The 18491-nt window shown below is 68.7% G+C and carries 24 protein-coding genes; 19 read left to right on the top strand and 5 right to left on the bottom strand.

The annotated features are described in order from the left end of the window. The first annotated feature begins 4 nt into the window (after positions 1–4). Entirely contained in the window at positions 5–472 is a 468-nt protein-coding gene (gene speD / locus FHR90_RS02515; protein ID WP_176622323.1) for an adenosylmethionine decarboxylase, read from the top strand. A 124-nt stretch (positions 473–596) separates the two neighbouring features. Further along, entirely contained in the window at positions 597–1460 is an 864-nt protein-coding gene (gene speE / locus FHR90_RS02510) for a polyamine aminopropyltransferase (protein WP_176622325.1), read from the top strand. 22 nt (positions 1461–1482) lie between these two features. On the opposite strand, the gene fliP is transcribed toward speE, so the two are convergent. Beyond that, complete coding sequence (gene fliP, locus FHR90_RS02505; protein ID WP_176622327.1) at positions 1483–2223, bottom strand: flagellar type III secretion system pore protein FliP; 741 nt, start codon at positions 2221–2223, stop codon at positions 1483–1485. Continuing rightward, a complete protein-coding gene (locus tag FHR90_RS02500) occupies positions 2223–2513 on the bottom strand; it encodes a flagellar biosynthetic protein FliO (protein ID WP_176622329.1) in 291 nt (96 codons plus the stop codon). The genes fliP and FHR90_RS02500 overlap by 1 nt, the downstream gene beginning before the upstream one ends. 161 nt (positions 2514–2674) lie before the next feature. Here FHR90_RS02500 and FHR90_RS02495 point away from each other — a divergent pair, with 161 nt between their 5' ends. The 8 genes from FHR90_RS02495 (at position 2675) to FHR90_RS02460 (ending at position 8611) form a co-directional block, all read left to right on the top strand. Then, the gene (locus tag FHR90_RS02495; RefSeq protein WP_176622331.1) at positions 2675–3097 is read left to right on the top strand and encodes a flagellar basal body rod protein FlgB; all 423 of its coding nucleotides are present in this window, start codon (positions 2675–2677) and stop codon (positions 3095–3097) included. 38 nt (positions 3098–3135) lie between these two features. Further along, positions 3136–3540: a flagellar basal body rod protein FlgC gene (gene flgC / locus FHR90_RS02490; protein ID WP_176622333.1), complete on the top strand. Its 405-nt coding sequence runs from the start codon at positions 3136–3138 to the stop codon at positions 3538–3540. Beyond that, the gene (fliE, locus tag FHR90_RS02485) at positions 3537–3854 is read left to right on the top strand and encodes a flagellar hook-basal body complex protein FliE (protein ID WP_176622335.1); all 318 of its coding nucleotides are present in this window, start codon (positions 3537–3539) and stop codon (positions 3852–3854) included. Before flgC ends, fliE begins: the two co-directional genes overlap by 4 nt. A 48-nt stretch (positions 3855–3902) precedes the next feature. Further along, positions 3903–4175 (top strand): flagellar biosynthesis protein FliQ, encoded by a 273-nt coding sequence (gene fliQ / locus FHR90_RS02480; RefSeq protein WP_176622337.1) that lies wholly within the window; start codon positions 3903–3905, stop codon positions 4173–4175. Between the two features lie 7 nt (positions 4176–4182). Continuing rightward, positions 4183–4962, top strand: a complete 780-nt coding sequence (locus FHR90_RS02475; RefSeq protein ID WP_266152819.1) for a flagellar biosynthetic protein FliR — start codon at positions 4183–4185, stop codon at positions 4960–4962. Then, positions 4962–6026: an EscU/YscU/HrcU family type III secretion system export apparatus switch protein gene (locus FHR90_RS02470; RefSeq protein WP_176622341.1), complete on the top strand. Its 1065-nt coding sequence runs from the start codon at positions 4962–4964 to the stop codon at positions 6024–6026. The genes FHR90_RS02475 and FHR90_RS02470 overlap by 1 nt, the downstream gene beginning before the upstream one ends. Before the next feature lie 169 nt (positions 6027–6195). Next, entirely contained in the window at positions 6196–7224 is a 1029-nt protein-coding gene (gene recA / locus FHR90_RS02465) for a recombinase RecA (protein WP_176622343.1), read from the top strand. A 157-nt stretch (positions 7225–7381) separates the two neighbouring features. Continuing rightward, complete coding sequence (locus tag FHR90_RS02460) at positions 7382–8611, top strand: NADP-dependent isocitrate dehydrogenase (RefSeq protein WP_176622345.1); 1230 nt, start codon at positions 7382–7384, stop codon at positions 8609–8611. Here the strand turns inward: FHR90_RS02460 and FHR90_RS02455 are convergent. The 3 genes from FHR90_RS02455 to FHR90_RS02445 are packed head-to-tail and all read right to left on the bottom strand — an operon-like array spanning position 8608 to position 11832. Beyond that, on the bottom strand, positions 8608–9762 hold the full coding sequence (locus tag FHR90_RS02455) for a GNAT family N-acetyltransferase (RefSeq protein ID WP_176622347.1): 1155 nt from the start codon (positions 9760–9762) through the stop codon (positions 8608–8610). The genes FHR90_RS02460 and FHR90_RS02455 overlap by 4 nt on opposite strands. 9 nt (positions 9763–9771) lie before the next feature. Next, positions 9772–10242: a RidA family protein gene (locus FHR90_RS02450; RefSeq protein ID WP_176622349.1), complete on the bottom strand. Its 471-nt coding sequence runs from the start codon at positions 10240–10242 to the stop codon at positions 9772–9774. Further along, positions 10243–11832 (bottom strand): TSCPD domain-containing protein, encoded by a 1590-nt coding sequence (locus FHR90_RS02445; RefSeq protein ID WP_183274703.1) that lies wholly within the window; start codon positions 11830–11832, stop codon positions 10243–10245. It lies immediately after the preceding gene. Positions 11833–11986: 154 nt separating this feature from the next. Here FHR90_RS02445 and FHR90_RS02440 point away from each other — a divergent pair, with 154 nt between their 5' ends. The 9 genes from FHR90_RS02440 to FHR90_RS02400 are packed head-to-tail and all read left to right on the top strand — an operon-like array spanning position 11987 to position 18475. Continuing rightward, positions 11987–12373 carry an NADH-ubiquinone oxidoreductase subunit NDUFA12 family protein gene (locus FHR90_RS02440; protein WP_183274702.1) on the top strand — a complete coding sequence of 129 codons (387 nt, stop codon included), beginning with the start codon at positions 11987–11989 and terminating at the stop codon, positions 12371–12373. After that, entirely contained in the window at positions 12370–12885 is a 516-nt protein-coding gene (mlaD, locus tag FHR90_RS02435) for an outer membrane lipid asymmetry maintenance protein MlaD (protein WP_246329989.1), read from the top strand. Before FHR90_RS02440 ends, mlaD begins: the two co-directional genes overlap by 4 nt. Next, entirely contained in the window at positions 12882–13106 is a 225-nt protein-coding gene (locus tag FHR90_RS02430; protein ID WP_183274701.1) for a hypothetical protein, read from the top strand. Before mlaD ends, FHR90_RS02430 begins: the two co-directional genes overlap by 4 nt. 34 nt (positions 13107–13140) lie before the next feature. Continuing rightward, entirely contained in the window at positions 13141–13710 is a 570-nt protein-coding gene (locus tag FHR90_RS02425) for a DUF2155 domain-containing protein (RefSeq protein ID WP_183274700.1), read from the top strand. 16 nt (positions 13711–13726) lie between these two features. Next, positions 13727–14464 carry a trehalose-phosphatase gene (otsB, locus tag FHR90_RS02420; RefSeq protein ID WP_183274699.1) on the top strand — a complete coding sequence of 246 codons (738 nt, stop codon included), beginning with the start codon at positions 13727–13729 and terminating at the stop codon, positions 14462–14464. A 53-nt stretch (positions 14465–14517) separates the two neighbouring features. After that, positions 14518–15894, top strand: a complete 1377-nt coding sequence (locus FHR90_RS02415; protein WP_183274782.1) for an alpha,alpha-trehalose-phosphate synthase (UDP-forming) — start codon at positions 14518–14520, stop codon at positions 15892–15894. Beyond that, on the top strand, positions 15881–16399 hold the full coding sequence (locus FHR90_RS02410; RefSeq protein WP_176625458.1) for a disulfide bond formation protein B: 519 nt from the start codon (positions 15881–15883) through the stop codon (positions 16397–16399). The genes FHR90_RS02415 and FHR90_RS02410 overlap by 14 nt, the downstream gene beginning before the upstream one ends. Next, the gene (locus FHR90_RS02405; RefSeq protein WP_176625456.1) at positions 16399–16953 is read left to right on the top strand and encodes a demethoxyubiquinone hydroxylase family protein; all 555 of its coding nucleotides are present in this window, start codon (positions 16399–16401) and stop codon (positions 16951–16953) included. Before FHR90_RS02410 ends, FHR90_RS02405 begins: the two co-directional genes overlap by 1 nt. Positions 16954–16963: 10 nt before the next feature. Continuing rightward, positions 16964–18475, top strand: coding sequence for a DUF2142 domain-containing protein (locus FHR90_RS02400; protein WP_183274698.1), 1512 nt, complete (start codon positions 16964–16966; stop codon positions 18473–18475). Positions 18476–18491: the final 16 nt, after the last annotated feature.

Here is an 18491-nt window from a genome sequence, read left to right as displayed (position 1 = left end):
CGTGATGAACGCACTTGCTCAACTGGGGATGGTCTCGGATATCCCGAGCGAGAACCAGATTTCGACCGCGTCCTTTCCGGTGATGACCGGCGAGGAAAGCAAGGATTATTTCGTCGAAAAAGATGGGATGAAGTTCGCGGGGACTCACCTCCTCGTGGATCTGTGGGAGGCCACCAACCTCGACGATCCGGCGCTGATCGACCGCACCCTGTGCGAGGCGGCGGTGGCGGCGGGGGCGACGATCCTGCACAGCCACTTCCATCACTTCACGCCCAATGGCGGCGTGTCGGGCGTGGTCGTGCTGGCCGAAAGCCACATCTCGATCCACACCTGGCCGGAGCGCAATTTCGCGGCCGTCGACATCTTCATGTGTGGCGCGTGCGATCCGCACATCGCCATCCCGGTGATGCAGAAGACCTTCCGTGCCGGCCGCGTCGATCTCGACGAGCAGCGTCGCGGCCGCGTGTTCTGATCGCGCACGCCTGTCGCTGAATTGTCGCTGGCCGCGACAAGCGACCTTCGCCTAAGACACACAACACGCCGCCCGGCATCACCGGGCGGCGTGTTCGTTTATCGACCACATCAAGAGGATGACGATGGCCGACTCCTGGATCAACGAGACCCTGTATCCCGACTGGGGCCAGCGCTTCGCGGTCAGGCGCGAACTCGCCCGGGTGACCTCCGATTTCCAGGACATCGTGGTCTTCGAGAGCAGTTCGCACGGCAATGTCCTGGTACTCGATGGCGTCATCCAGATCACGGAGCGCGACGAGTTCGTCTATCAGGAAATGCTGACCCATGTGCCGATCCTCGCTCATGGCTCGGCGAAGAACGTGCTCATCATCGGTGCCGGCGATGGCGGCGTGCTGCGCCGCGTGCTCGCCCATCGTGGTGTGACGCGCGCGGTGATGGTCGAGATCGACGGCGAGGTGATCCGCCTGTCGAAGGAGTTTCTCCCCGGCATCGCCGGCGATGCCTGGAATGATCCGCGCGCCGAAGTCATCGTCGGCGACGGCATCGACTATGTCCGTCGCGCGCCCGACGGGGCGTTCGACGTCATCATCGTCGACAGCACCGATCCGATCGGCGTCGGCGAAGTGCTGTTCACCGACGAGTTCTATGCCAACTGCGCGCGTGTGCTCAGCGCCGAGGGGCTGATCGTCAACCAGTGCGGCGTGCCGTTCATGCAGGCCGACGAGCTGCGCGAGACCTCGCTGCGCCGTCGTCAGTTCTTCCCGCATGTCTCGGCCTATGTCGCTGCCGTGCCCACCTATGTCGGTGGGTTCATGACGCTTGGCTACGCCTCCAAGGGTGACGCGATCGGCACCCAGGATGCCGCTACCATCGCCGAGCGCGCCGAGCGTGATGGCATCCTCGGCACCACCCGCTACTGGTCTCCGGAGGTTCACGTCGCCTCCTTCGCCCTCCCCCCCTACATCGCTCGCGAGCTGCCGAAGTAGGGCATTCCCGCCTGGCTCGCCTTCAGCCCGGTGCGAAGCTCTGGACCAGGCTGCCGGCGACCAGATGCCAGCCATCGATCAGGACAAAGAAGATCAGCTTGAACGGCAGCGACACCGCGCTCGGTGGCAGCATCATCATGCCGAGGCTCATCAGGATCGACGAGACGACGATGTCGATGGCCAGAAAAGGCAGATAGAGCAGGAACCCCATCTCGAACCCGCGCCGCAGCTCTCCGATCATGAAGGCCGGCACCAGCGCGCGCCACGAGGTGTCGGCCGAGGGCGGCGCATCCGGCAGTTTCGCGATGTGCTGGAACAGGGCGAGATCGTCGGGCCTGATATTGGCGATCATGAAGTGGTGAAACGGTGAGGCCGCCGCACGCAGCCCGTCGAGTTCGGCGATCTGGCCCTGCATCATCGGCACGATCCCGTTCGCCCAGGCCTGCGACAGGGCGGGTTCCATCACGAAGAAGGTCAGGAACAGCGCCAGCCCGATCAGCACCGTGTTCGGCGGCGTGCCCTGCGCGCTCAGCGCGCTGCGCAGCAGCGACAGCACGATGATGATGCGGGTGAAGGCGGTGACCATCACCAGCAGGCTCGGCGCCAGCGACAGCAGCGTGATCAGCGCGGTGAGCTGCACCAGCCGGCTGGTGGTGCCGGCGTCATTGTGCCCGAGATCGATCGAGAAGGCCTGCGCCCGAGCCGCCTCGGGCAGCAACAGCAGCAGCCCGGCCAGCAGGACCGGCAGCATGAGCCGCCGCATCACGACAGACCCTCGGCGACCAGGGCCGCGAATGCAGGCGCGCAGTCGCCCAGCAGCAGGTCGGTACCGCCGCCGACGAGTACGGCGATCTCGCGCCCCGCGCAGTCGATGAGCAGCACCCGCCGTTTCGGGTCCAGGGCCAGGGTTTCCACCACCCGCAGTCGCCGTGGCCTGGCGGCAGGCGGGCGCAGCATCCCCCGCCACGATGTGCCGCGCCGCCGCAGCACGATGGCGGCGGCGATCAGCAGCAGGAGGAAGGCGGTGGCGGAACAGAGCGTCGATGTCGTCATCGGGCGCGGCCTTTTGCCGGGCGTTGCGGAGGCACCAGCATTGCCTTGGACCGGTTAAGGGAAGGTGAACACCCGCGCCGGTCGCGCCCTTTCGGCATTGTTCGGCAGCGTTAACGTTTTCGCAGTCTTTTGCGGCCAGATTGGCGGCACGGAGGCTCGAGATGCTGGAAGTCGGTTCAAATCCGCGATCGGATGTGGCGGTCGGGTCATCAGGCGCCGGCGGCGTGCTGGATCTCGCGGCGCGTCGCCTGCAATGGCTCGACGCGCGCCAGCAGGTGCTGGCCGCCAACGTCGCCAATTCCGATACGCCCGGCTACGTCTCCCGCGACGTCAGCCCTTTTGCCGACCAGCTTTCGCAGATCACGATGCAGGCCGCGCGTACCGATCCGGCGCATTTTTCGATCGATTCCGGTTCCGGGATCGCCGGTGTGCAGACCGTCGCGCATGAGCGCGCGCCGGACGGCAACGCCATCTCGCTCCAGCAGCAGCTCACCGAAATCGCCGGCAATGACAGCGACCAGCGCATGACCACCTCGCTCTATTCGAAGGTCATGCAGATGTATTCGACGGTTCTGGGCCGATGATCGGCCTCGGCGCCCGACACGGCAGAGGAAACGCCTAGATGGACATCGGCTCCCTGTTCGATATCTCCGCTTCCGCAATGGATGCTCAGACGACGCGCCTGCGCGTGATCGCCGAGAATCTCGCCAATCAGGACACGACCGGCTCGGCGCCGGGGGCGGACCCATACCGACGCAAGACGGTGACATTCCGCGACGTTGTCGATCAGGCGGGAACACCGCTCGTCGAGGTCTCCACCGTCGGTCGCGACAATTCCGATTTCGGCACCCGTTACGATCCATCGCACCCGGCGGCGAACGCTGATGGTTACGTCAAGACGCCGAACGTCAACAGCTTCGTCGAGATGATGGACATGCGCGAAGCCGAACGGTCCTACAGCGCCAATCTCAACGTCATGCAGATGACCCGAACCATGCTCAACCGCACGATCGACCTGCTGAAATGATTGACCGCGCCGCATCCTCGCTCTCGCAGTTCGCATCTGCCGCCTATGGCCGCATCGAACGCTCCACTGCCAGCGGCACCGATGCCTCATCCGGGCTGTCGAGCTTCGGCGCGACCCTCCAGGGGGCGTTGCAGGGCGCCGTCGATACCGGCCACCAGGCCGATCAGCAGACGGTCGCAGCCTTGAACGGGGAAGCCAGCCTTACCGATGTCGTGACCGCTGTGTCGCGCGCACAGCTCGCGCTGCAGACCACCACCGTGATCCGCGATCGCGTGGTGCAGGCCTATCAGGACATCATGCGCATGTCGATCTGACCCGGTCCGGCCCGATCCGGGCCGGCGGGACGAGGCCAGGAGGGCCTGATGCAGGAAGCCGATGTCGCGCTGATGATGCGCGATCTCTTCATCGTCGTGGTCAAGCTGGTCGGGCCGCCGCTGATCGCGGCACTCGTGGTGGGGCTGGTGGTGTCGTTCATCCAGGCCGTCACCCAGATCAACGAGGCGACGCTCGCCTTCGTGCCCAAGGTGCTGGCGGTGGGTGGCGTGCTGCTGCTGGTCGGTCCGTTCATGTTCACCACACTCGACGACTACAGCCACCGCATCTTCGAGCATCTGGTGACCACCGGTGGGAGCTGACTTGCCGGTGCTTGGCGCGCTCACCCCGCTCGCCTTCGGCTTCATGCTCACCGTGTGCCGGGTGAGCGCAGCGGTGATGCTGCTGCCTGGTCTGGGCGAGAGCGAGGCGCCGATAACGGTGCGTGCCGGGCTGGCCCTCGCCATGAGCCTGGTGCTGATGCCGGCGGTCCTGCCGCTGCTGCCCGATCCGCCAGGCGCGCCGGCGGCACTGCTGGCGTTGGTGGCCGGTGAATTGCTTGCCGGCGGTGTGCTGGGCTGGCTGGCGCGGCTGATCGGGATGGCGTTGCCGATCGCCGGGCAGTTGATGTCGACCATGATTGGCCTGGCCAGCGTGCTCAACCCCGACCCGGCGCTCGGCGCGCAGACGACCGGGCTGAGCCGGATGATGTCGCTGGCCGTGCCGGTACTGGTGCTGGTTTCCGGTCTTTATACCCTGCCGATCTCGGCGCTCGCCGGCAGCTATCACCTGCTCGCACCCGGTTTCCTGCTGTCGGGTCCGCCGCGGATGGGCGACATGGCCGCGGAGGTCACCGAGGCGACTGCCCGGGCATTCGCGCTCGCGCTGCAACTCGCTGCTCCGTTCGTGATTGCGGCCGCCCTGTTGCAGACCGTGATCGGCGTTCTCGGCCGGCTGGTGCCGTCGATGCAGGTTGGCAACTTCACCGCGCCCCTGCAGCTCCTCGGTGGCCTGCTCCTGTCGGCGATGCTGATCTCGTCGCTCGTCGGTGTCTGGACCGGGGCCGTACAGTCCGGCTGGGGGCTCCTGCCCGGATCGGGGGCGGGCTGATGGCCGAGGGCGAGGACCGTACGGAGGCCCCATCCGCCAGGCGCCTCGAACAGGCGCGCAGGGACGGCAATCTGGCGATCTCGCGCGAACTCGGCATGCTCGCCATGCTGGCGGCGGCGGGGGCGGCGGCCTTGGCGAGCCTGCCGTCCGCGGTTGCGGCACTGGCCCGGTCGATGGCCGGTCTGCTGGGAAATCTAGGCCAGGTCGATGTGGCGCGAGGTGGCCTGCGCCCGCTCATGCGGTCGCTTCTGACCCACGACATGATGCCGTTCCTGCCGCTGCTGCTCGCCTCCGCGCTCGGCACCCTCGCGATCGGGTTGTTGCAGAGCGGTCTGTCGCTGCGGCCGCAGGCGCTGATGCCGCAATTCTCCCGCATCAGCCCGCTGTCGGGCATCGGACGCATTTTTGGTGGCGAAACGCTGGTCGAGGCGTTCAAGGCGCTGCTCAAGCTCGGCGCGTTCGCCGTGGTGATCTGGTCCTGCGCGGCAGCGGCGGTGCCGGAGGTCGGCCGGCTTGTCAGCCTCGATCCCGCGTCGATGCTGGGCCTGTTCGGCCGCCTGCTGTTCCGCGCGCTGGTCGAGATCGTCGGACTGCAGGCGCTGATCGCGGTGCTCGATCTTGGATGGGTGCGCTGGCGGCGGCTGTCAAAGCTGAAGATGACGCGTCAGGAACAGCGCGACGAGTTCAAGGAGACCGAAGGTGATCCGCATATCAAGGGCCGCATCCGCGCCCTGCGCCAGCGTCGTGCGCGCAGGCGGATGCTCGACGAGGTCCCGAAGGCCGCGGTGGTGATCACCAATCCGACCCATTACGCGGTGGCGCTAGCTTATGACAAAGGCGGGCAGGGCGCGCCGAAGATCGTCGCCAAGGGCGTCGACGAGGTCGCTGCGCGAATCCGCGAGGCGGCGCGCAAGGCGAATGTGCCGCTGGTGCCCAATCCGCCGCTGGCGCGCGCACTGCATCGGCTCGAACTCGATACCGAGATCCCGCACGAGCATTTTCAGGCCGTCGCCGCGATCATCGCCTTCGTCTGGCGACAGAGACGCTCCGGCACGGCCGGGTGACACCATTCCTAGGCTTGCCGGAACAATGAGTGAACACGGCGCTGGTCGGGGCCTCGTCGAGGCGCTAGGATGACGCCGCGAATCGGGTGTGGCGTTGGTCCTCGTGGCATGAGAGGGTCGATGCCGTGACGTCGCTTTCAGACGCCTCGGGCGAAATCGGGAGTTTGGTATGGACAAGGTCAAGGCTCTCGAGGGCGCGCTGACGCAGATCGAGCGGGCATTCGGCAAGGGCTCGGTGATGAGGATGGGGCAGCGCTCCAACGAGCAGGTCGAGGTGGTGTCGACCGGATCGCTCGGGCTCGACATCGCGCTCGGGATCGGTGGCCTGCCGCGCGGCCGCATCATCGAAATCTACGGGCCGGAAAGCTCGGGCAAGACCACGCTGGCGCTGCATGCGATCGCCGAAGCGCAGAAGCTTGGCGGCACCTGCGCCTTCATCGACGCCGAGCATGCGCTCGATCCCGGCTATGCCCGCAAGCTCGGCGTGGATGTCGACAATCTGCTCATCAGCCAGCCAGACGCCGGCGAGCAGGCGCTCGAGATCGCCGACACGCTGGTCCGCTCGGAGGCGATCGATGTGCTCGTGATCGATTCGGTCGCCGCCCTGGTGCCGCGTGCCGAGCTCGAGGGCGACATGGGCGACAGCCATGTCGGCTTGCATGCGCGCCTGATGAGCCAGGCACTGCGCAAGCTGACCGGCACGGTCTCACGCTCGAACACGATGATGATCTTTCTCAACCAGATTCGTCTGAAGATCGGCGTGATGTTCGGCAACCCCGAGACCACCACCGGTGGCAACGCGCTGAAATTTTATGCCTCGGTCCGGCTCGACATCCGCCGCATCGGCGCGATCAAGGAACGAGACGAGGTGGTGGGCAACCAGACCCGTGTAAAGGTCGTCAAGAACAAGATGGCGCCGCCGTTCCGGCAGGTCGAGTTCGACATCATGTACGGCGAGGGCGTCAGCAAGATGGGCGAGTTGATCGATCTCGGCGTGAAGGCCGGAATCGTCGAGAAATCGGGCGCGTGGTTCAGTTGCGACAGCCAGCGGATCGGCCAGGGGCGCGAGAACGCAAAGCAGTTCCTGCGCGATCATCCCGATATCGCGTCGTCGATTGAAAAGCGTGTGCGCGAGCAGGCCGGCGTGGTTGCCAACGCCATGCTGGTGTCGCCCGACGAGAACGAAGCCGCCGACTGATCCGCACCCACGCGCCCATACGGGCCGCCGAAAATCAGGGCCGCATGGCTGGACACATCCGGCCGGCGGTCCTTATTTTTCGCGCCTGTTGGTTAACCAAGCGACGGACACAGGGTCCGGCCGGTGCGCAGTCAGCGTGCCGAAGAAGGGGGGGTACATGGCGGATTTCGCGAAAATCAAGGTGAAGAACCCGGTCGTCGAGCTCGACGGCGACGAGATGACCCGCATCATCTGGGCCTTCATCAAGGACCGGTTGATCCTGCCCTATCTCGATATCGACCTGAAATACTATGATCTCGGCATCGAATATCGCGACCAGACCGACGACCAAGTGACGGTCGACGCCGCCAACGCGATCAAGCAGTATGGCGTCGGCGTCAAATGCGCCACCATCACCCCCGACGAGGCCCGCGTGGCCGAATTCGGGCTGAAGAAGATGTGGCGCAGCCCCAACGGCACCATCCGCAACATCCTCGACGGCACCATTTTCCGCGAGCCGATCGTCTGTCGCAACGTGCCGCGTCTGGTGCCGCACTGGGACAAGCCGATCGTCATCGGCCGCCATGCCTATGGCGACATCTACCGTGCCACCGAGACCAAGATCGCGGCTCCCGGCACCGTGTCGCTGGTCTACAAGCCCGCCGACGGCTCCGCCCCGGTCGAACTCGAGGTGCATGATTTCAAGGGCACGGGCGTCGCACTCGGCATCCACAACACCCTCGCCTCCATCGAGGGTTTTGCGCGCGCGACTTTCAACTATGGCCTGTCACGCAAGCTGCCGGTGTACCTGTCCACCAAGAACACCATCCTCAAAGCCTATGACGGCATGTTCAAGGACACGTTCCAGGCCATCTTCGACGCCGAATACAAGGCGCAGTATGACGCGCTCGGGCTGACCTACGAGCACCGGCTGATCGACGACATGGTCGCTGCCGCGCTCAAGTGGAGCGGCGGCTATGTCTGGGCCTGCAAGAACTATGACGGCGACGTCGAGAGCGACATCGTGGCCCAGGGCTTTGGCAGCCTCGGGCTGATGACCTCGGTTCTGCTCGCGCCCGACGGCAAGACCGTGGAGGCCGAGGCCGCCCACGGCACGGTGACGCGCCACTATCGCGAGCATCAGAAGGGCCGTGCGACCTCGACCAACCCGATCGCCTCGATCTTCGCCTGGACCCGCGGCCTGATCTATCGCGGCCAGTTCGACGGGACCCCCGAGGTGACGAAGTTTGCCGAGACGCTCGAGCGCGTGTGCGTGGAGACCGTCGAGAGCGGTTTCATGACCAAGGATCTCGCCATCCTGATCGGCCCCGAGCAGAAATGGCTGACCACAGAGGATTTCCTCGCCAAGATCGACGAGAATCTCCGCGCCGCGATCATCGCGGGTTAACCCTCCGCCTCGCTGCGATAGGGCGACAACGTCTCCAGCTCCGCGATCTCGGCCAGGATCGCGGGGCGTTCGACGTCGAGAAATCCCGCTACCGCCCGGCGCAGGGCCGGATCGGCGATGAAATGCGCCGAATGGGTCGGCACCGGAAGATAGCCGCGCTGGATCTTGTGCTCGCCCTGCGCGCCGGCCTCGACGCGCGACAGCCCCTGCGAGATGGCGAAATCGATCGCCCGATAATAGCACAGCTCGAAATGCAGGAACGGCCATTCGCCCCGGCAGCCCCAGTTGCGGCCATACAGCGTGTCACCGCCGAGCAGGTTGAGCGCGCCCGCGACCGGCGTGCCGCGATCGTCGGCCATCATCAGCACCACCCGCTCACCGAGGCGCTCGCCCAACAGCGGGAAGAATGCCTCGGTGAGGTAGGCGCTGCCCCATTTGCGATCGACGGTCGACGTATAGAATTCGTAGAACGCCGCCCAGTCGGCGGGGCTGATCGCGCTGCCGCGCAGCGTGCGGAACGTCAGCCCCGCGCCCTGTGCCTCGCGTCGCTCGCGGCGCAGCGACTTGCGCTTGCGTGACGCGAGCGCGCCGAGAAAATCGTCGAAACTTCCGTAGCCCTGATTGTGCCAGTGATATTGCAGCCCGAGTCGCGGCAGCCAGCCGTCGCCCGTGAGGTCCTGTTGTTCCGTGTCGGTGCAGAAAGTGACATGTGCCGATGACAGGCCGAGTTCTCCCGTCACCTGGGCGATGCCGGCTGCCAGATGGCGACGCACCCGCCCGGCGTCCTCACCGGGGCGTACCAGCAGGCGGGGGCCCGGTACCGGGCTGAACGGCACCGCCGCCTGCAGCTTGGGATAATATCGTCCTCCCGCCTGCTCGTAGGCCCGTGCCCAGCCGTGGTCGAACACGTATTCGCCGTAGGAATGCAGCTTGGCGTAGAGCGGTGCGGCGGCGACCAGCACGCCTGACGCATCGCGCAGGGTCGCATGACGCGGCAGCCAGCCGGTCCGCCGTCCGGTCGAGCCGCTCTCCTCGATGGCGCTGAGAAAACCGTGGCTGACGAACGGATTATCGGTACCGGCGCACAGATCCCAGTCCGCGGCGTCGATCCCGGCGATCGCCTCGTGCAGTTCGAGCGTGAATTCCGCCAACCGCGTGGCTCAGTCGATCGCGAACAGCGCTTCGACTTCCACCGGGGCGCCGAGCGGCAGCGAGGCCACGCCGATCGTGCTGCGCGCATGCCGTCCGGCCTCGCCGAACACGGCCACTGCGAGGTCGGAGGCGCCGTTCATCACCGTCGCGTGCTGGGTGAATTCCGCCGTCGCGGCGATGAACCCGCCCAGACGCAGTACGCGACGCACCCGGCCGAGATCGCCGAGTGCGGCCTTCGCCTGCGCGATGACGTTGATCATGCAGGCCCGCGCCGCGATCACCGCCTGATCGATCTCGACCGTTCCGCCCAGCAGCCCGGTGCAGAGCAGCTTGCCCTCGACCAGCGGCAACTGCCCGGAGATGACGAGCACACTGCCCTCGCTCACGGCCGCGACATAGTTGGCGACGGGCGCGGCGGGCACCGGCAGAGCGATGCCGAGCGCGGCGAGACGTGAATCCGGCGTTTCGATTTCAGGCATTCAGCTCACCAGTCGCAGGGAAGGACGGCCACGTCGGCGGCCGGGGGGCGGAGGCACCGGCGGCTCGATCGGCAACGCCATCGGCAGCAGCGGAGTTTCGCCCTCGGTCGCCTCTGCCGACGGATCGGCGATGGTGCGCCCGAGATAATGCGCCGCCAGCGTGCGGAACACGTAATCGGGCACCGAGGAGGCCTGGGCGATCTGCGGATCGCCCTCGACCGGGCCCGCCGAGCCGCCGAACCGGGCATGGGCGAATCCGTCGACGAACGCATCGAGCGGCACGCCATATTGCAGGGCGATCGTCACCGCCTGCGCGAAGGCCTCGATCGCACCGCGCAGCGCGGCGCCCTCGCGGGCGGGCAGCACCTCGATCTCGCCGAGGCTGCCATCGTCATACTCGCCGGTGCGCAGGAACAGCCGGTGGCCGCCGATCGTCACCTTCTGCGTGAAGCCCTTGTGCCGCGCGGACAGTTCCCGCCGGCGTGGCCGCCCGGCGGGCGCCGCGGCCTCGCCAGGCGGGAGGTCGAGCTCGAACTGCTGCAGCGGTTTCGGCGGCGCGAGGTCGAGAAACGGCGCGATCGCGGCATGCATCGCCAGATGCGCCGGTGCGCGACGGCGTGGCTCGCCGACCAGAGGCGCGGGATCGCCGCTCAGCATCCGCGCCAGCGCCTGTTCGGGCGTCATCGATGCCGCGGCGAGGCGGGCCAGGGTGGAGCGGCGCAGGCTGCCATCCGGCGCGACGGGCGCGAAGACCGGCGCGATGCCGCGCGCCTCCACCCCGAGCAGTGCCTCGATCGCCGTCTCGGCCGGATCGACGGCGTCGGGCCGGGCGACGGTGGTGTGACGGGCGGAGCGTCCCGTCCTGCGGGCGGGTGCCGCGGACGCCGACCGCCAGGCGCGCGCGGCCGCGTCGGCGAGCGGGGCGGGCGCGTCGTGGAACACTTCCGCGAACGGGCTCGAATCGCGCGGCACCGGTGCGTCGGCCGCCTCGGCGCCGGCCAGCCGCGCGGTGGCGATCGCGGCCAGCGCGGCAGCGCTCGCCCGGGCGGCAGCGCTGTCATAGGCCAGACCAAGGCCGGCGAGGGCTGCATCGAGATCGGTCAGCCTGAGCTGCCCGCCGCCCTCGGTGCCGCCCGGCAGCAGCCGCGCGATCAGCGCCAGCGCCGCCTCGTAGCCGGCGAGATCGAACGTCCCGCCCGCGCCGGCGGTCTCGCCACCGGTGAAGGCCGACAGGCGCAGGCTGAACCCGCGTGGGGCCGCACCCCGCCAGCAGGCGGCATCGGGCGCGAAGCGGCGACACAGGATGGCATCGGCCAGCGCGCACGCGATCGGGCCCGGGTCGTGCGGCTCGGTGCGCTCGGCCAGAGCCAGCGCCCAGCCATCGACCACCTCCGGCAGGTCGGCCGCTCCCTCGCCGGGCGCGAGTGCTGCGAGTGCCGCGCCGGCATCGTCGTCCCACAGGGCAGGAATCCGGACGTCGCGGCGTGGTGCGTCCGGGTCGGCGCCGATGCGCAGCCGGCGCAGCCGCACGCCCCGCCAGATCGGGTCGGTGGGAGAGGCGGAGCTCGGCTTGCGCGGTTTGGGGGCCATGTTCCGATCATAGGCGGCGGTGGCGCCGCAAGACAGGCCACCACCCCGGCCGCGGCCCGATTCGTTGCCTGCGGAAAACGGGGATAACGGGGACCGCCCCGGCTCCGGCCCTGGCCCATAGACCGTGAGGGGGCAGCGTGGCAGATTGCCGCCCATGAGCATCCTCGGCACCCGCATCGCCACCTTCCTGCGCGGCCGCGAGGTCGGCCGCGACGCGGACGGACGGCGCTATTTCGAAGACCGCCGCGCCCGCGCGAAGGGCGTCGCACCCCACCTGCATGTCAGGCGCTGGGTGCTGTACCGTGGCGCCGAGGATCCCTCGGCGGTGCCGCCGGAATGGTGGGCCTGGCTGCACTATGCCGCCGCCGCACCACTGCCGGTGGAGGCGCGGCGGCCGTGGCAGCTTCCCTACGAGCCGAACATGACCGGCACGCCGGCCGGCTACCGCCCGCCGGGGAGCGCCTATCGCGGCGGCGTGCGGCCACGCGCCAGCGGCGATTATGACGCCTGGGTGCCCGATGACGCGGGCGCGGGTCATTGAGTGCGCAAGCCGTGATGGGCCGGGCGCGCGTCGAGATCGCGGTGGGCGTGCTGGTGCTGTGCGGCGTCGTGCTGGCCCTGGTGCTGGCGATGCTGGGCTCCGGGCGGCGCACGGCGGAGGGCTACACGCTGCACGCCAGCTTCGATCATGTCGACGGGCTCGACATCGGCAGTGACGTGCGTGTGGCCGGGGTGACGGTCGGGCAGGTGACGGCCGAACATGTCGATCCGCACAGCTTCCGCGCCGATGTCAGCTTCACCGTCGGCGATCAGGTCAGGCTGCCGACCGACAGCAGCGCGGTGATCACCTCCGACGGGCTGATGGGCGGCAAGTATATCGCCATCGCCCCCGGCGGCGCGAGCGAGGAACTCGCCCCCGGTGCGCAGGTCATGCTCACCCAGGGCTCGATCAGCCTTGAGCAGCTGCTCAGCAAGTTCGTGTTCAGCGTCGCCAACGGCAAGGATGCGCCGAAAGCCACACCGGCCGCCTCCGGCAAGGACGCCACACCTTGACCGAGACGCTGCCCGAATGGCGTCTCGCCGATGGCAGCGCGGTCGGCTGTGCCGAGAAGCTGCGCCTGCTGGCCGAGGCGGAGGCCGAGATCGGCGAGCGACTGCTCGACGCGTTCGAGGACGCGGTGCTGATGGGGCTGGATGCGGAGCGCGTGCGCTCGCGCCTCGCCGCCTTCGCCGCCCTGCGGATCGCCGCCCTGCGCAGTCCGCTGCGGGGCTGAGGTGATCGTCGCCCACCTCGTCCGGCCGGCGGGCATGGCCGCCCTGGCCGTGAGCTGTCTCGCACAGGCGCCGGTGACACAGGCCGCGACCGTGGTGCCGCCGCCGTCGATGCCCGCCGCCGATGCGTGGGTGGGGCGCGCGCAGGCGCAGGTGCGGGTGCTCGACAAGCTTGATGCCAGTACCGCGATCGTGACGCTCACCCCGGGCGAGGTGGCGCACGTCAAGTCGCTGTCGATCAAGCTCGGCCGCTGCCTGTCGCGGCCGGACGGCCTGCCGCAGGACGCCGCCGCCTGGCTCGAGATCGACGATCAGCGTCCCGATACACCTGCCTTCACAAACTGGCTGTTCGTCGCCGAACCGTCGCTGGTGATGTTCCAGAATCCCGTCTACGGGGTGACGCTGATCGGCTGTTCCGGCGCCCAGACCGCGACCTATGCAGGCCACGATGCTCAGCCCGCGCTGCCGCCGGCCACGCCCGACGGGTCTGCGCTGCCGCAGTCGCCGGGAGGGTCGGGGCCGCCGGCCAGCGACGACGCCGTGCCCGGTATTCCCGATCCGAACGCGCCCGCTCCATTGTCACCACCGCCGTCTCCGCAGAACTGACCAGGGCGCCCCGCGCATGCCGAGCCATCAGCTTCCCGATCTGCCGCCTCCCGACCGACTGGCGATCCTGCTCGATTTCGACGGCACGCTGGTCGATATCGCTCCCGCGCCGGACAAGGTCGTGGTGCCCGATGGGCTGCGCGACGCGCTGTCGGTGCTTCGCGTCGCCTGTGGCGATGCGCTGGCCGTCATCACCGGCCGGCCGATCGCGCAGATCGATCATTTCCTGCCCGACCTGCCCTACGCGGTCGCCGGCGAACACGGTTCGGCGATCCGACATGCGCCGGGCGAGGCGGTCGATCATGTCGTGCTGCCGGAACTGCCCGAGGAATGGCTCGATCGCGCCGAGGCGATGGTCGCGGGGTGGTCCGGCGCCCATGTCGAGCGCAAGCAGAGCGGTTTCGTGCTGCATTTTCGGGCCGTGCCCGAAGCTGGCGAGCCGTTGCGTGCTGCATTGGAGGACATGATCGCGCCGCGCGCGGCGGATTTCCACATCCTGTCATCGAAAATGGCCTGGGAACTGCGCCCCGTGGGTTCCGACAAGGGCAGCGCGCTCGAGGCGGTGATGGCAAGGCCGCCATTTGCCGGACGGGTGCCGCTGTTCATCGGCGACGATGTCACCGACCGCGATGCGATCGAGGCCGCGGAGCGCGCTGGCGGCATCGGGCTGATGGTGCCCGAGCGTTTCGGCGAGCCCGCCGATGTCCGCGCCTGGCTGGGCGAGCTGGCTGCGCGCCAGGGCGGCGCGCGTTGACCAGGGCTCCCAGGCGCAGCCCGGCGAAGCCCCCCGGCGGGTCGTCGCGTGTGATGCCGGCGGCACCGCGGCTGGTCATCGTGTCGAACCGGGTGCCGGCGCCGAAGGAGCGCCAGCAACTGGCCGGCGGGCTGGCGGTCGGACTCGCCGAGGCGATCGCCGGTCGCGAGACGCTTTGGTTCGGCTGGTCGGGCGACGCGTCGGACAATGTCGCCGCGCCCCAGATCACCACGATCGAGAACCTGACCTTCGCCCGCGTCGACCTGACCCGCTCGCAGGTGAAGGGGTTCTACGAGGGCTACTCAAACGGGCTGCTGTGGCCGCTGATGCATTATCGCGTCGGGCTGATGGAGTATCGTCGCGCCGATCGCGAAAGCTACGAGGAGGCCAACGAGCGCTTCGCCGATGCGCTGCTGCCGCTGCTGCGGCCCGACGACCTGATCTGGGTGCACGACTACCACCTGATCCCGCTGGGCGCGGCGCTGCGCGCGCGTGGCGTGCGGGCACGCATCGGGTTCTTCCTGCACATCCCGTTCCCGCCGCTCGCCCTGTTCGAGGCGCTGCCGGACTGCGATTCGCTGCTGCATGATTTCGCCGCCTACGATCTCGTCGGCGTACAGACCCGTCAGGATGCCGACCATCTCGACGCCGCCGGCCGGGCGCGCGGGGCCAGGCTGCGGGTGCAGGCCTTTCCGATCGGCATCGACCCGGACGGATTCGCCGCCCAGGCCCGCCGGGCGGAGGCCGGACGCGACGTGCGGCGGATGGTCGACAGCCTGGGCGATCGCGCCCTGATCCTCGGCATCGACCGGCTCGACTATTCCAAGGGCATCCCCGAACGGCTGCGCGGCTACGAGCGCCTGCTGCAGCGCTTCGAGCAGCACCGCAACAAGGTGATGATGCTCCAGGTCGCACCCGTCTCGCGCGGCGAGGTGGCGCAGTACAAGGCCCTCCGCCGTCAGCTCGACGAGCTCGCCGGACACATCAATGGCAGCTACGCCGAGTTCGACTGGTCGCCGCTGCGAACCATCACGCGGTCGGTGCCGCGCGGCACGCTGGCCGGATTCTGCCGCCTCGCGCGCGTGGCGCTGGTCACCCCGCTGCGCGACGGAATGAACCTGGTCGCCAAGGAATACGTTGCAGCGCAGAACGGAGAGGATCCCGGCGTGCTCGTGCTGTCGCGCTTCGCGGGGGCCGCCGATGAGCTGGCCGAGGGCGCGCTGATGGTCAACCCGCACGACCCCGACGCCATCGCCGAAGCCCTCGACCAGGCCCTGCGCATGCCGCGTGGCGAACGCCGCCGCCGCTGGCAGGCGATGGATGCGGCGATCCACACCGCCACCGCCGCGCAATGGGGCACCTCCTTCCTTGCCGATCTCGAGCGTCTTGATCCGCAGGAGAATGCGGAGGCCGATCATGCGGAGCCGTGACGGCTGGCGCCTGTATGGCATCGGGCTGTCGGCGATCTGCCTGCTCGCGCTGGGTACCGCGTGGTGGGCGCAGCATATCGCCGGCATGGCGCCGTGCCCGCTCTGCCTGTGGGAGCGCTGGCCTTACCGGATCGGGCTGCTGCTCGGACTGATCCTGGTGGTCAGTCCACGCGCGCTGGCGCGGTGGGTGATGGTGGCGTTCATCGTCGTGATGCTGTGCGGCGCGGGCCTGGCGGCGGTCCATATCGGCGTCGAGCAGAAATGGTGGGCCTCGCCGCTGCCGTCATGCCACGCGGCCTCGTTGCACGGCTCGGCCAGCGACATGCTGTCGCAGATGCCCGCGCATCCGGCGGTGCCGTGCGACGAGCCGAGCTATCCGATCCCCGCGGTGCCGGTCTCGTTCGCCACGTTCGACCTGATCTGTACCTTGCTGCTGGTCGTGGTGACGGGATTTTCGCTGTCGCGGCTGCGGCGTGCGCAACTGATCTTCTTCGGACGGTCCTGATGAATCATTCCCAATCCTCGGCCCCGCTGCCGGGCGACGGCAGCGCCGAACAGCGTCTCGCACGCATGATCCGCGTCGATCACGCCGGCGAATACGGCGCCGAGCGCATCTATTCCGGGCAGCTCGCCGTGCTCGGCCGTGGCGCGAAAGGCGACCTGCTGCGCCACATGCGCGACCAGGAGGTCGTGCACCGCGAGCGCTTCGCCCAGCTCATCGCCGAGCGCCGGGTACGGCCCACCGCGCTGCTGCCGCTGTGGCATGTCGCCGGCTTCGCGCTTGGCGCGGTGACCGCGCTGATCGGCGAACGCGCGGCGATGGCCTGCACGGTGGCGGTCGAGGAGACCATCGACGAGCATTATGCCCGGCAGGCCGAGAGTCTCGGCGAGGACGAGGCGCCGCTGCGCGAGACGATCGAGATCTTCCGCGCCGAGGAGCTCGAGCATCGCGATATCGGTCTTGCCAACGAGGCCGAGCTCGCCCCGGCCTATCGCCTGCTCAGTCAGGTGATCCGGGTCGGCTGCAAGGCGGCGATCGTGGCCAGCGAGATCGTCTGAACCCTGCGCGATGCAGCCTGTCCTGACCTTTCTCGAGCGGCTGCGTGCCGCGATCGAGGCCCGCCTGTCGATCGCCTGGGTGCTGGCGGCGGTGTTCCTCTGCCTTGTCGCCCCGCTCGGCGTGATGCTGGGTCAGATCACCCCGCCGGGGCAGGTCGCCGACGAGACCGTGCATGCGCTGCGGGCCGATGCGCTCAGCCGAGGACAGATCATCGGCCACCGCGCCCATGCCGGCGGCGATCCGGGTCGTCCGGTGGCGGCCGGGATCAATGCCGATGCGGCGATCTTCGACGTCACCAACCCGAATTACTGGTACCACATGATGACCTGGGTCTATCATGGCGGCATCGCCAGCCGTGACTGGTCGGGTGCCGCGGACCAGTTCTTCGAGATCGGCCCGGTCGCGGCCTATTGCCCGGTCTTCTACGCCCCGGCCGCGGCGGCGATCGGCATCTCCCGCGCGGCGGGGGCGGGGCCGCTGCGGGCGTTCCTGGTCGCCCGGGCAGTCAATTCGCTGCTCTACGCGCTGATCGGTGCCACGGCCCTGCTGCTGGCCCGGCGCGGTCGAGCGCTGTTGTTCTGCGTGCTGGCGTTTCCGATGAGCCTCTCGCTCGGCGCCTCGCTCAACCAGGACGGGCTGCTGATCGCCACCGCCGTGCTGGGCTTCGCGCTGCTGTCGGGCATCGCACCGGAGCGTGGGCAGGGGCGCCGGCTGCTCGGCGGGGCGGCCTGCCTGACCCTGGTCTGCCTGGCCAAGCCGCCCTACCTGCCGGTGCTCGGCGTGCTGCTGCTGCCGCTGCCGGCCGGCTGGCGCAGCCGGGCAGGGCGGGTCGCCCTGCTGCGCCGCGCCGGGCTGATCGTCGCCTGCGCCGCACCGGTGCTGGTCTGGACGCTGGCGGGCCAGCTCGTCGCCTCGGCGCCGCTGGCGCGCAATCCTTACGTCCCGGGCCCGCTCTATCACGGCCCGGCCGACAGTTTCGCCAGCACCGATCCGCATGCCCAGCTCGGGGTGCTGCTGCATGCGCCGTCGCTGATGCTGTCGCTGCCGTGGCGGGCGCTGGTCGACCATGAGTGGTATGTCGAGGAGACGATCGGCATCCTCGGCTGGCTGAACCTGCGCCTACCGGGCTGGCTGCTGACGTGGTGGCAATGGGCGGCGATCGCCTCTGTCCCGGCCGGGCTGCTGGCCGGCATCGCCCAGGCGCGCAGCCGGCTCCGCGAGGGGCTGCTCCAGGCCGGATTCGTGCTGGTGCTGTTCGCCGTGGCGGTGGAAGCGATCGAGCTGTCGCAATATCTGGTCTGGACGCGGGTCGGCGAGGACGGCGTGCGCGGCGTGCAGGGGCGCTATTTCGAGCCGCTGCTGCCGATGGCGGCCCTGCTGCTGCCGCTCGCCGACCGTGACCGCCAGATCCGCGCCACCACGCTCGCCTCGGCCCTGCTGGCCTGGATCCCGGCCGGGGCGGCGGTGGCGACCCTGCTGTTCCTGCCGCCAATGGTGGTGTCGTTCTTCTACCTGCACTGACGGCCGTTCCCGGACC

Source organism: Endobacter medicaginis (assembly GCF_014192375.1).
Taxonomy (GTDB): domain Bacteria; phylum Pseudomonadota; class Alphaproteobacteria; order Acetobacterales; family Acetobacteraceae; genus Endobacter; species Endobacter medicaginis.
The sequence above is the reverse complement of the archived record's forward strand: the minus strand, read 5'-3'. Positions and strand labels throughout refer to the sequence as shown.